This window comes from Rhodanobacter ginsengisoli, from assembly GCF_042657065.1.
GTDB classification, from domain to species: Bacteria; Pseudomonadota; Gammaproteobacteria; order Xanthomonadales; family Rhodanobacteraceae; genus Rhodanobacter; species Rhodanobacter ginsengisoli.
In genome coordinates this window covers 1969420-1980301 of record NZ_JBHSNF010000001.1, presented here as the reverse complement: position 1 = coordinate 1980301, position 10882 = coordinate 1969420, and the positions used below count along the sequence as shown (strand labels likewise).

The following is a 10882-nucleotide window of genomic DNA, read 5'->3' as shown; positions in this document are numbered from 1 at the left end:
CGTGCAAAGCTACATCGATTTCTACAACAACAAGCGCTTACACTCCGCCTTGGGTTATCGTTCTCCCGTCGAGTTCGAAGCCAGTGCGGCTAACCAACCGGTGTCCACTTTTGCGTAGGAACTCTCCGGCTCCGCCGCCGTTTAACTCAAGCGTTAGGTGTTCAAAATGGTCACGCTGCAGAACGCATTTTTCGGGCGAATTGCCAATCGTGAGGCTGCTATCGACTTCGCAAAGTGGGCGGCCCTTGGGTTCTTTCTGGCGGCCGCATTCGTCGCATTCTTCGCTTTTTTGGCATGGCCGCGTCTGCTCTTTGTCGCAGTCACATATGCAATTTGTGGTTACTTCACGCGCTACAAATTCAGTCGTCTCGCAGTCGTGGACGGCGTCAGCTTGTCAGTTCTTTGCTTTCTGGTCCCCTTCGTGTTTCCAGAGAGCCGGAGCGGCATGCTGTTCGCGCTCGTGATTTGGTTCGGAGTTCGCGGCATCGAGGCAACATTCAAATTGCATGGCAGGTTCTCTCTGCAGAGTTCGTCGCAGAACACCTAGCCATTCGTCCAAGCGGACGGCTCCGCCGCCGCATACTCAAGCGTTAGAGCACATGGAAGGAACGGGGTCAGGTTCACTTATCCTGCGCAGGCTGCGGTAGTAGGTGAACCTGACTCCGTTCTTCGCGTGAGCCAACGAGACGTCGCACATGCCGCACGGGTTTGCCCAGGCTATGCGGCAAGATCGAGTAAACAGCGAAACATGACAAGCATGTCGAAAGCCGTGAAGTTCTATCTGATCGCCAACGCTATTGGCCTCACCGTTTACCTGGTCATCTGCGGGAACCTATGGTCGGATATGCCGGATGGACGCATCGAAGCTGGCGATGGCAACAGCCTCATCAGTTTCGGGTTGATGGCGCTACCGATCCTTCTTGCCTACACCCTGCTCAACGTTATGGTGTTCGTCAGGGCTGTTCGCCAAGTATTTACTGGCAAGGGTTGGAGTTTACTTGCAACGTGGACAATCGTGGTCGCGGCGTGGGTGATCGTGCATCTCTATGTACGCAGCCATGTCGGTAGCTAGAAGCTCCACAAGAATGTGGCCGTATGGTGCGCGACGAGATGTCCGCCTCCGACGACGGTCCTTGCAGGCTCGACGGCAGCCGGGCAGGCTGCGGGAGGTAGGGACCGGCCCACAGCGGACAGTCTGGCCAAGACCCGCTGCAGACTTTTCCAGAGCATTGTCGATTTCCGATCATCAGCTTCGTCGTCGATGCATCCCCACGCAAAGGATCTCCCATGAAATACCTCGGCCTGGCCTACTTCACCCCCGAAAAATTCGCCGCGATGGCGCCAGGCGACGTCAAGGCACTCGTGAGCCAATGCCCGGCACTGGACGAGAAGATGCGCGCGACCGGGAAGGTTCTGGTTTCCGCGTCGCTTGGCGATCCGGACAGCTGGAGGACGCTTCGCCCGCGCAGCGGCAAGACGCTCGTCAGCGATGGGCCTTACACCGAGTCGAAGGAAGTGGTGGGCGGCTTGTTCATCATTGAGGCGGACAGCCATGACGAGGCGCTGCGCATCGCATCCATGCACCCGGCCGCGACGCTGGGTGAAGAAGGCGGATGGGCCGTCGAGCTTATCCCCATGGATTTCTACCTGGCCCCATGAGAGCTTGTACGCCTGCATTAGGAATGCTCTGGCGCCCATTCTCCACAAACGCCTTTACTGCTTCGTAAGTCATCGCGGCGATGTCCGCTTCTGGCCAGTCAGCGACCTTTAGTTCGAGGGCGCCGACCGGTCGGTTGGCGACGGTCGCCCGTATGGGTTCGTTTGCAGCCTTTTACGAAACCCACATAGGGGCGAACAATCAGTCGCAAAAAGAACGTGCGCACCGGCGCCGTTGGGTACGCGCGTAGGTGGTCAGTTCAATGCTCATCGTTGTCATCACGATCGTGCCGGTGATGATGCCAGTCTTCGTCCTCGTGATGGTGCCAATCACGGTCGTCGTGCTCGTCCCAGCCGTGCCGCCAGTCGCCGCGCTGTTCTTGATCCCAGCCGCGATGCCCGCGGTGGTCGTAGATGACCTGAGATTCACCGTAGACCACGCGAGGCGCGTAATAAACCGGACGCTGGTAGTAGACCGGCGGTGGCGGATAGTACGCCTGTGTGGTGTAGCGCTCGACCGGTGGCGGGGCGAACAGGCCGCCCAGATCGACACCTAGGAAGACGTGCGTGTGAGCGGATGCCGCTACCGGAACCATCATTGCAACTGCTAGTGCAGCACCTGCCAACGGGTGAATTGTGCGCTTTGTCGTTTTCATGATGTCCTCTTTGCGGTGTGGCGGGCTTGTGCTCTCACCCGGCACCTACAAGCTGCGGCAAACGGCTTAGCGCAAACTTAGAGCCGTGGATCACGTTCAGCGTGCGGTTCGCTAAGTGGACCGTACAGCTCAGAGGTCAAGATGAGCACCTGCGACCGGTGGATATGGAAGCTCCTCATTGTCCGCGTCGCACTATCTTGCGTCGTGCCTTCAACGAGTCAGCGGGACTGATGCCCACCTCGGTCTCTAGGTGGTCCTATTCCCTCAGGTCCCCCATTTGAAGGCCCATTTTTCGTTGAGCGAGCCGTTTCGACATTTCGCGAATGGCCGTTTTGCGGCATGCATCTGAGATGGACGACCGGCTCTTGTTGGTTGCCGGTGCGGCCTGATTCTTCAATCGTGAGGACGTCGAAGGCCATCCTCCGAGTGCGCTCGGACAGGGCGACACTCGTGACCCCTGGCATATGGAGATGGACAAGCGAACGGCTACTCTGGCTTGAATTATGGAGAGCCTTGGATGAGTACGCTTGGCAGGAACGCTAGAATCGCTGGCTCCCTTTATCTACTGGATGTGCTGATCGCACCCTTCCGCCTGATCTATATTCCCAAGACGCTGTTCGTGAGTGGCAATGCCACCGAAACAGCCAGCAACATCGTTGCGCACGAGTCGCTCTTTCGTCTGGGCATGGCCAGCGATCTGTTCTGCGGAGTCCTCGAGATTTTCCTGGTGCTGGCGCTTTACCAGCTGCTCAGACAAGTCAATCCGAAGCAGGCCGCCGTGATAGTGATCCTGGGGCTGATGACGGTACCCATCTTCTTCTTCAACGTGCTGAACGATGCGGCTGCGCTGATACTCGTGCACGGTGCCGATTTCTTGTCGGCATTCGGCAAACCTCAGCGGGACGCCCTGGCAATGCTGTTCCTGCGTCTGCATGGACAGGAAATCGTTGCCGCCGAGATCTTCTGGGGACTGTGGCTTTTCCCCCTGGCGATCCTCGTGTACCGGTCGCGCTTCTTGCCCCGCTTCCTGGGCGTCTGGCTGGCCATCAATGGTCTTGCCTATCTGGCCCTGAGCTTTACCGGCCTGCTGTTGCCGCAATACGAGGGGATGGTTTCCAGCTATGCGTTCCCGGCCCAGCTCGGCGAAGTGGCGTTCATGTTGTGGATCCTCGTCATGGGTGCCAGGGTGCCGCCCTCGGAAGACTTCCCGTCGACATCGCGTGCTTGATGTTCGTGCCTTGAGCTTTCAGGTTTTCGCCGGTCAGCCACCAGCACAGCAGGAATGGGAAACGACATGACCATGCAAGCACGCCATCGCCTTCCCGTACTTGTTGCGTTTTCCTCGCTGGTGTTTGAAGCCGCCGTACTTGCTTGTGAGTACTTCAACGGCGGCGTACCTAGCCATCACTTGCTGGATCGCCCTGATTTTCCGGCCATCTCCAACTGGTTCGGGCTGGCGGTTCTGCCTCTTCTGGGCTGGTTGCTGGGCGTGCGACTGCGCAATCATCTGACCGCATCCACCGGGTCGGGATTGGCCAGGGGCATGTGGGCTGGGCTGGTGTGCTCCTTGCTGTATGGCGCGGCCATGGCGACATTGTTCCAGCTTGGGATGTCCGCAGTGCTCTCCGGCCTGTTCTTCGGCCTGTTCCTGCTCGCGGCATTGTTTCCCGTTTACCGGGTCGAGTACATCTTTGGATTCGTCGTCGGCATGACTTTCACGTTCGGCACCGTGCTTCCCACCTTGGTGGCCGTGGTATTTGCAGCCGTGTCGGTCGTGGTGCATTTCGTCTTCCGGGCCGCTCTGTCCGCCATACGATCTGCTGGCCGCAAGGCCCCGACCGACCGACCGTTCAAGCAGACGCGCTGAGGCGCGCCGCCTGGCTCCAGCGTTGGATTCAACCGTGAAATGCCACTTTTCGGCGGCGCTCGGCGATCTTGAATCGCTGCCCTGCGGCATGCATTTGCGGTAGCAGACCGGCCGTTGCTGGCCGTGGTCTGCTTTTGTGGCCCTCCTGCAACCGGGCGGGCTGCGGAGGGCAGAGACCGACCCATAGCTGCCGGTCGCGGGAGAGTCAGTCCGTCGCATTCGCGGCCCATTCATGGGAAGGAAGTGTTTATGATCCCGACCGGGTGGTGCAACTTGCTTAGGATCGTGTCTGCGGGACCGGCAGCGTTCCACTCTCGATATGCACATGCTTTGGCCACTTGCCACGCCTAGGCACATCCAGGACTTCAAAGTGACAGCCGCGTACTTGAGCCGGTCGCTTGGAGTGGGCACATTTTCAGGCGAGCTCCAATGTGACGATCTCGAAATCCCGGCGAAGTCACTCCACTCGTCGATGACCAAGGCCGTCGGAGTGCATGTATCAGATGTTGGTATCCGGCGACCGAGACAGCGGCAGACTGATGCGTATTATGGTGCCGATGCCGTCGCCAGGGAGTGCTTCCACGCTGCCGCCGTGCGCGCCGATCATGCCGCGGCAGATGGCCAGGCCAAGCCCCGTGCCCTGAGATGCACGATCGCCGCGCGCCACTGAATAGAACATGTCGAAAATGCGCGCGCGCTCGTCCTCCGGAATACCCGGACCGCGGTCGCTGACGTCGATCAGCAGGTTCTGGTCGGCGACATGCACGTGCAGGCGAACCGCTTCGCCAGGCGGCGAGAAGCGGGCGGCATTTTCCAGGATGTTGAACAGGGCCTGTTCGATAAGGGCGGGGTGCACGTAGAGGAGCACGGGTTCGGCCGGTGCCTGGATTTCCACCCTGAGGTCGGGAAATGACCGGCGCAAGCGAGCGACGGCGGCGGCGGCGATTTCCGCGCTGTCGGTCCAGTCGCGGTTGAGCTTCAGCGTCCCATGGCCAAGACGGGTCATGTCCAGCAGGTTCTGAATATAGCGATCCAGCCGCTGGCCCTCGCCCAGAATGGATTGCAGCAGATCGACCTGCTCCTGTTCGGGCAATTTGCTGCGGTAGCTCAGAAGTGTCCCGGCGGCCCCGATCATCGATGCCAGTGGCGAGCGCAGGTCATGGGACACAGACGAAAGCAGCGCGCTTCGCAGCCGCTCGGTCTCGCCCTGTATACGGGCGCTCTCCAGTTCGTCAGCCAGCCGGGCGCGCTCGAGGGCTCGGCCGATGTCCTGCACCATGGTCAAGGTCAGGCTCCGGCGATCCGGGTCGAGCGGACCGGAGGCCGGATCGAAGCGAAGAGCGGCTACGCCGAGGCGGTGGTTTTCCAGGCCTAACGGCAGCATCCAGCAGGCAGCTCCGTTCAGGGTATCGGTGAAGCGACCGGCTGGTTCGGCATGCTGTTCGCACCAGTTGGCCGCAGCAAGATCCTGGGGCGTGAGCGCCAGGCTACGTGGTGCGATGGTGACCGGGTGCAGTACCTGGCCGGCGTCGCGGACCAGCATGGCGACATCGGCATCCAGTGCCCTGGCAAGCGCGCCGGCCCCCACTTTGAGCACGCCCTCGGCGTCAGTGCTGGCAGTGAGCTGCTGTCCCAGACCCAACAGTGCCCGCGCCCGCGTCTGAGCCGCGCGCAGCGAGGCCACCTGACTTGCCAACCGCGTGGCCAGTCGGCTGCAGACGAGCGCGGCGACCAGGAACAACAGCACCGCCAGCACGTCGTCCGCGTTGGCGATCCGAAGGGTATATCGCGGTTGGGTGAAGAAGAAGTTGTAACCGAGGAAGCACATGACGGCCGTATAAACGGCCACCATCATGCGAGTACGCACCGCCACCACCAGCACCGCAGTGAGGAAGATCAGCGAGAGGCTGGCGACTGAAAAATAGCGGTCGGCCAGAAATGCCAGCGCGAACGCCACCACCGTGGCTGCCGTGGCGTAGACGTATTCCCCACGCGATCCGCGTTCGCCGGCGAGGCGCAGCCGACGCCGCGCCTGAGCACGCTCTTTCGGCGTGGCGATGATCGTCAGTTCCATGTGCGCACCACGGCGCAACAGTTGCTGAGTCAGCGAAATGCCCAGCATCCGCGCGATCGGCCGCTCACGGGTGCGCCCCAGGATGATCTGGCCCACGCCCTCGCGATCGGCATGCGCCAGCAATTCGTCGGCGATCACGTGCCCGCGCAGGATGATCGAATCGCCACCCAGGCGCCGCGCCAGTCGCATGGCGGCATCCAGCCGTTCGCGCCGCGCCGGGTCCATCGCCGCGCCGGTGTCGACGAAGGCCACGCTCCAGGGCGCGCCACGCCGTTCGGCGATGCGCCGGGCCACGCGTACCAGGTATTCGCTCTGCCCGTAGCCGTCGATCGTCGCCATCACGTGCCGGCGCACCGTCATGGCGCTACCGCGTGCCAGCATGTGCTCGCGCAAATCGCTGTCGACATGTCCTGCGATGGTTTCCAGCGCCAGCTCACGCAGGGCCGCGAGATTGGTTGGTGAGAAGAAGGCGTTGAGGGCAGCGGCAGCTGTTTCTGGCATGTAGACCTTGCCCTGCTTCAGTCGGCCGATCAGTTCGCGCGGGGGCAGATCGACCAGCACGATGTCGCGCGCGCGATCGAGGAAGGCGTCCGGCACCGTTTCGCGCACGGTGATGCCGGTGATGCGGCGCACCTGGTCATTGAGGCTTTCCAGGTGCTGTACGTTCAGTGCGGTGTAAACCTCGATACCGGCATCGAGCAACTCGGCGATGTCCTGCCAGCGCCGGGTATGACGCCCTCCTGGCAGGTTGGTGTGGGCCAGTTCGTCCACCAGCAAGACTGCGGGTTTGCGCGCCAGCGCGGCATCCAGGTCGAATTCGGTGAAGTCGCCGCCGCGGTAGGTCGCCGTGCGCCGAGGCAGCACTTCCAGACCTTCCAGCAATGCCTCCGTTTCGTCACGGCCGTGAGTCTCCACCAGCCCCACCACGACATCCGTCCCCTGGCGCTTCAGCTCGCGTGCCGCGGACAGCATGGCGAAGGTCTTGCCCACGCCGGGTGCGGCGCCGAGGAAGATCTTCAGCCGTGGGCTGGACGCGTCCTGCGCAGTACTAAGCAGTGCGTCGGCACGGATATCGCGGGAAGCTTCCGACATGGACGTATCTCGCCTGGGTCCGGGTAGAGTAACGAATCAACCGCCATGGGCGGATCAGTGCTCCCGCAGTGCGTCCAGCGCCAGGTTGAGCTGGAGCACATTGACCCGCGGCTCGCCCAGCACGCCAAGCTGCCGCCCTTGCGTATGTCGCCGAACCAGCGCCATCACCTGCTTCGGATCGAGCTTGCGCAGGCGCGCCACGCGCGCTGCCTGATACTGTGCCGCCGCGGGGCTGATGTCCGGATCCAGTCCGCTGGCAGAGGCGGTCACCAGATCTACCGGCAGCGGTGCCGTATTGCCCGGGTCGGCCGCTCTCAGCGCAGCGATGCGCTGCTTCACGGCATCGACCAGTGCCGGGTTGTTCGGGCCCAGGTTGGAACCCGCCGAAGCGCCACCGTTGTACGGGTTGGGCGAGGTGGCCGACGGACGGCCCCAGAAGTAGCGGGGATCGTCGAACGACTGGCCAATCAGTTCGGAGCCGATCGGCTTGCCGTCCTTCTCGACCAGACTGCCGTCGGCCTGGTGACGAAACGCCAGACGGGACAGCCCGGTCGCGGCCAGTGGATACAGCACGCCGGTGATCACGGTCATTACCAGCAGCATCAGCAGGGATTGGCGCAGTAGCTTGAACATGAGTGTGCTCCGGTCAGAACGTGCCTTGCAGCATGACGAAACCGCGGGTACCACCGACATTGCGGGTGTCGCTGGCGTTGAGGAAGCTGGACGTATGGCGGTAGAAGTCCGCGTTGGTGGCATGCGTGACGCCGCCGCTGAGCGACCAGTGGCCCATGAGCTGGTACTTCAACGTGGCGCCGAAATCGCTGTAGCCGGGGTTGCGCGCACCATCGGTCAATGGCATCGCGAGGGTGGTGGGGTAGTGCGTATGACCCGCATGCAGAGCCACGCTCCATGCATCGTCCAAGGGAATCGCCACATCCAGTTGCAGATAGGCGGTGCCCTTCGAATCGCCGGTGTAGCCCTGCTCGGCGTCGACGCCGAAGTAATCGGTCAATGCCTGGTTGTATTTCAGCGTGACCCGTTTCCATGTCAGCGCGGCGTTCGCCTCGATGGTGTTCAAAGAGCGCGAGGCCATGCCGACCTGGTCCAGATTGGCGCCCGGATAGACGTAGCCGTAGAGGCCGGTGCGCCACGACCAGTCGGCGTCGATCGCCTGCCCGTAGCTGGCGTAGAGATCCAGCTCCATCGCGCCTCCAGGGTAACTGCGCTCGCTGATGCTCGAACCCCAGACGCCGGCGGCCAAACCGTCGGGATTGGCGTAGTCGGCGCCGCCCTGGATCGCGGGCCCGCCCCAGGTCTGGGTGAGGCCCCGGAACAGGTAGTCCGAGGTCAGCGCGATGTTGGCGGTGGTCGTGACGGGTATTGCGTCATCGGCGCGGACGCGGGCATCCATCAGGACGATGACGACAAGTACCACCGGAATCATGCGGCGGATCATGAGAGCCCCACCAGCACCAGCAGCATGTCGACCAGCTTGATGCCCAGGAACGGCGCCACGATGCCGCCGAGCCCGTACACCAGCAGGTTGCGACGCAGCAGCGCGGCGGCGCCCAGCGCGCGGTACTTCACACCCTTCAGTGCCAGCGGGATCAGGAACATGATGATCAGCGCGTTGAAGATCACCGCCGACAGGATCGCACTGCGTGGCGTCGCCAGGTGCATCACGTTGAGTGCGTTCAGCGCCGGATAGGTGGTAGCGAACGCAGCGGGAATGATCGCGAAATACTTGGCGATGTCGTTGGAGATGGAGAACGTGGTCAGCGCGCCGCGGGTGATCAGCATCTGCTTGCCGATCTCCACTACCTCGATCAGCTTGGTCGGATTGGAATCGAGGTCGACCATGTTGCCAGCCTCTTTCGCCGCCTGGGTGCCGGTGTTCATCGCCACCGCCACGTCGGCCTGGGCCAGCGCGGGCGCATCGTTGGTGCCGTCGCCGCACATCGCCACCAACCGGTTCTCTGACTGGATGTCGCGGATCAGCTTGAGCTTGGCTTCCGGGGTCGCCTCAGCGAGAAAGTCGTCCACGCCCGCCTCGGCCGCGATGGCCGCAGCGGTGAGCGGGTTGTCGCCGGTGATCATGATGGTCTTGATGCCCATCCTGCGCATCTCGGCAAAGCGCTCCTTGATACCGCTCTTGACGATGTCCTTGAGTTCGATCACCCCCAGTGCGCGGGCGCCTTCGGTCACGATCAGCGGCGTGGCCCCGCGCCGGGCGATCTCCTCGGCGATGCGCTTGACCGCCGGGGGCAGTGAGCCGCCCCGGGCGGCCAGATGCCTTTCCACCGCATCAATGGCGCCCTTGCGGATATGCCGCTCGCCCATGTCAACACCGCTCATGCGAGTCTGCGCGGTGAAGGGCACGAACTGCGCCGCGCCCGGGGGCACCGCATCGCACGGGCCGAAGCCCTCGCCGGCCAGCACCACAATGCTGCGACCCTCGGGCGTCTCGTCTGCCAGCGAGGCCAGCCGCGCCGCCTCGGCCAGCACGCCTTCCGCAATACCTGGCGCTGCATGAAACGCCACCGCCTGGCGGTTGCCCAGGGTGATGGTGCCGGTCTTGTCCAGCAGCAACACGTCGACATCACCGGCCGCTTCCACCGCGCGACCGGAGGTGGCAATCACGTTGGCGCGGATCATCCGGTCCATGCCTGCGATGCCGATGGCCGAGAGCAGCGCGCCGATGGTGGTCGGGATCAGGCAGACCAGCAGGGCGATCAGCACGGTGAGCGTGATCGGATGACCGCTGCCGGCGGCCTGCACACTGTAGATCGAGTAAGGCAGCAACGTGGCGCAGGCGAGCAGGAAGATCAGGGTGAACTTGGCCAGCAGGATGGTCAGCGCGATCTCGTTCGGCGTCTTGCGGCGCTTGGAGCCTTCCACCATGGCGATCATGCGATCCAGAAAGGTCTCGCCAGGGTCGCTGGTGATGCGCACCACCAGCCAGTCCGACAGCAGTTGGGTACCCCCGGTAACGGCGCTGCGGTCGCCGCCGGCCTCGCGGATTACCGGGGCCGATTCGCCGGTGATCGCGCTCTCGTTGACACTGGCGGCGCCCACCACCGCTTCACCGTCGCCCGGGATGATGTCGCCGGCTTCCACCAGCACCAGGTCACCGGTGCGAAGATCGGCGGAGGAGATAACGGAAATGGCGGCATCACGCTTGGGTTGCGCGAGTTTCTTCGCGACCACGTCCCGGCGCGAACTGCGCAGCGCGTCCGCCTGCGCCTTGCCGCGACCTTCGGCCAGTGCCTCGGCGAAATTGGCGAACAGCAGGGTGAACCACAGCCACAGGCCGACCCAGAAGATGAATGAGGCCGGCGCCTCACCGTGACCGGCGTGCGCCTGCAGCCAGCAGGCCTGTATCCACAGCGCCGTGGTGAGCACGCTGCAGACGAACACCACGAACATCACCGGATTGCGGAACTGCATGCGCGGTGACAGTTTGCGGAACGCATCCATCGCCGCCTTGAGGAGCAGTTCACGATCAAAGCCGCGAACTGCATGGGTATGCGAAGTCAT

At 62.8% G+C, this 10882-nt stretch carries 11 protein-coding genes; 6 read left to right on the top strand and 5 right to left on the bottom strand.

What is annotated here, in order from left to right:
- The first annotated feature begins 1 nt into the window (after position 1).
- The 4 genes from ACFPPA_RS09175 (at position 2) to ACFPPA_RS09160 (ending at position 1659) form a co-directional block, all read left to right on the top strand.
- Complete coding sequence (locus tag ACFPPA_RS09175) at positions 2–118, top strand: IS3 family transposase (RefSeq protein ID WP_377319471.1); 117 nt, start codon at positions 2–4, stop codon at positions 116–118.
- Positions 119–166: 48 nt separating this feature from the next.
- Positions 167–547: a hypothetical protein gene (locus ACFPPA_RS09170; protein WP_377319407.1), complete on the top strand. Its 381-nt coding sequence runs from the start codon at positions 167–169 to the stop codon at positions 545–547.
- Between the two features lie 222 nt (positions 548–769).
- The gene (locus ACFPPA_RS09165) at positions 770–1072 is read left to right on the top strand and encodes a hypothetical protein (protein ID WP_377319406.1); all 303 of its coding nucleotides are present in this window, start codon (positions 770–772) and stop codon (positions 1070–1072) included.
- 215 nt (positions 1073–1287) lie between these two features.
- A complete protein-coding gene (locus ACFPPA_RS09160) occupies positions 1288–1659 on the top strand; it encodes a YciI family protein (RefSeq protein WP_377319405.1) in 372 nt (123 codons plus the stop codon).
- A 257-nt stretch (positions 1660–1916) separates the two neighbouring features.
- Here the strand turns inward: ACFPPA_RS09160 and ACFPPA_RS09155 are convergent, their stop codons facing one another.
- Complete coding sequence (locus ACFPPA_RS09155; protein ID WP_377319404.1) at positions 1917–2312, bottom strand: hypothetical protein; 396 nt, start codon at positions 2310–2312, stop codon at positions 1917–1919.
- A gap of 517 nt (positions 2313–2829) precedes the next feature.
- Here ACFPPA_RS09155 and ACFPPA_RS09150 point away from each other — a divergent pair.
- Together ACFPPA_RS09150 and ACFPPA_RS09145 are read left to right on the top strand one after the other, a co-directional pair.
- The gene (locus tag ACFPPA_RS09150; protein WP_377319403.1) at positions 2830–3540 is read left to right on the top strand and encodes a DUF4386 domain-containing protein; all 711 of its coding nucleotides are present in this window, start codon (positions 2830–2832) and stop codon (positions 3538–3540) included.
- Between the two features lie 66 nt (positions 3541–3606).
- Complete coding sequence (locus ACFPPA_RS09145; RefSeq protein ID WP_377319402.1) at positions 3607–4179, top strand: hypothetical protein; 573 nt, start codon at positions 3607–3609, stop codon at positions 4177–4179.
- A 499-nt stretch (positions 4180–4678) separates the two neighbouring features.
- Here ACFPPA_RS09145 and ACFPPA_RS09140 read toward each other — a convergent pair whose 3' ends face one another.
- Genes ACFPPA_RS09140 through kdpB form a run of 4 tightly spaced genes read right to left on the bottom strand, consistent with a single transcriptional unit; the run spans position 4679 to position 10882 of the window.
- On the bottom strand, positions 4679–7345 hold the full coding sequence (locus ACFPPA_RS09140; protein ID WP_377319401.1) for an ATP-binding protein: 2667 nt from the start codon (positions 7343–7345) through the stop codon (positions 4679–4681).
- Between the two features lie 54 nt (positions 7346–7399).
- Positions 7400–7978 (bottom strand): potassium-transporting ATPase subunit KdpC, encoded by a 579-nt coding sequence (gene kdpC / locus ACFPPA_RS09135; RefSeq protein WP_377319400.1) that lies wholly within the window; start codon positions 7976–7978, stop codon positions 7400–7402.
- Positions 7979–7991: 13 nt separating this feature from the next.
- Positions 7992–8801 (bottom strand): TorF family putative porin, encoded by an 810-nt coding sequence (locus ACFPPA_RS09130; RefSeq protein WP_377319399.1) that lies wholly within the window; start codon positions 8799–8801, stop codon positions 7992–7994.
- Complete coding sequence (gene kdpB, locus ACFPPA_RS09125) at positions 8798–10882, bottom strand: potassium-transporting ATPase subunit KdpB (protein ID WP_377319398.1); 2085 nt, start codon at positions 10880–10882, stop codon at positions 8798–8800. Before kdpB ends, ACFPPA_RS09130 begins: the two co-directional genes overlap by 4 nt.

What these genes read in the sequence shown, in the direction of transcription:
- ACFPPA_RS09145 (WP_377319402.1), top strand. Translation starts at nt 3,607, where the DNA reads ATGACCATGCAAGCACGCCATCGCCTTCCCGTACTTGTTGCGTTTTCC.
- ACFPPA_RS09140 (WP_377319401.1), bottom strand. Translation starts at nt 7,345, where the DNA reads ATGTCGGAAGCTTCCCGCGATATCCGTGCCGACGCACTGCTTAGTACT.
- ACFPPA_RS09150 (WP_377319403.1), top strand. Translation starts at nt 2,830, where the DNA reads ATGAGTACGCTTGGCAGGAACGCTAGAATCGCTGGCTCCCTTTATCTA.
- ACFPPA_RS09130 (WP_377319399.1), bottom strand. Translation starts at nt 8,801, where the DNA reads ATGATCCGCCGCATGATTCCGGTGGTACTTGTCGTCATCGTCCTGATG.
- ACFPPA_RS09170 (WP_377319407.1), top strand. Translation starts at nt 167, where the DNA reads ATGGTCACGCTGCAGAACGCATTTTTCGGGCGAATTGCCAATCGTGAG.
- ACFPPA_RS09155 (WP_377319404.1), bottom strand. Translation starts at nt 2,312, where the DNA reads ATGAAAACGACAAAGCGCACAATTCACCCGTTGGCAGGTGCTGCACTA.
- ACFPPA_RS09160 (WP_377319405.1), top strand. Translation starts at nt 1,288, where the DNA reads ATGAAATACCTCGGCCTGGCCTACTTCACCCCCGAAAAATTCGCCGCG.
- kdpC (WP_377319400.1), bottom strand. Translation starts at nt 7,978, where the DNA reads ATGTTCAAGCTACTGCGCCAATCCCTGCTGATGCTGCTGGTAATGACC.
- kdpB (WP_377319398.1), bottom strand. Translation starts at nt 10,882, where the DNA reads ATGACTTCGCATACCCATGCAGTTCGCGGCTTTGATCGTGAACTGCTC.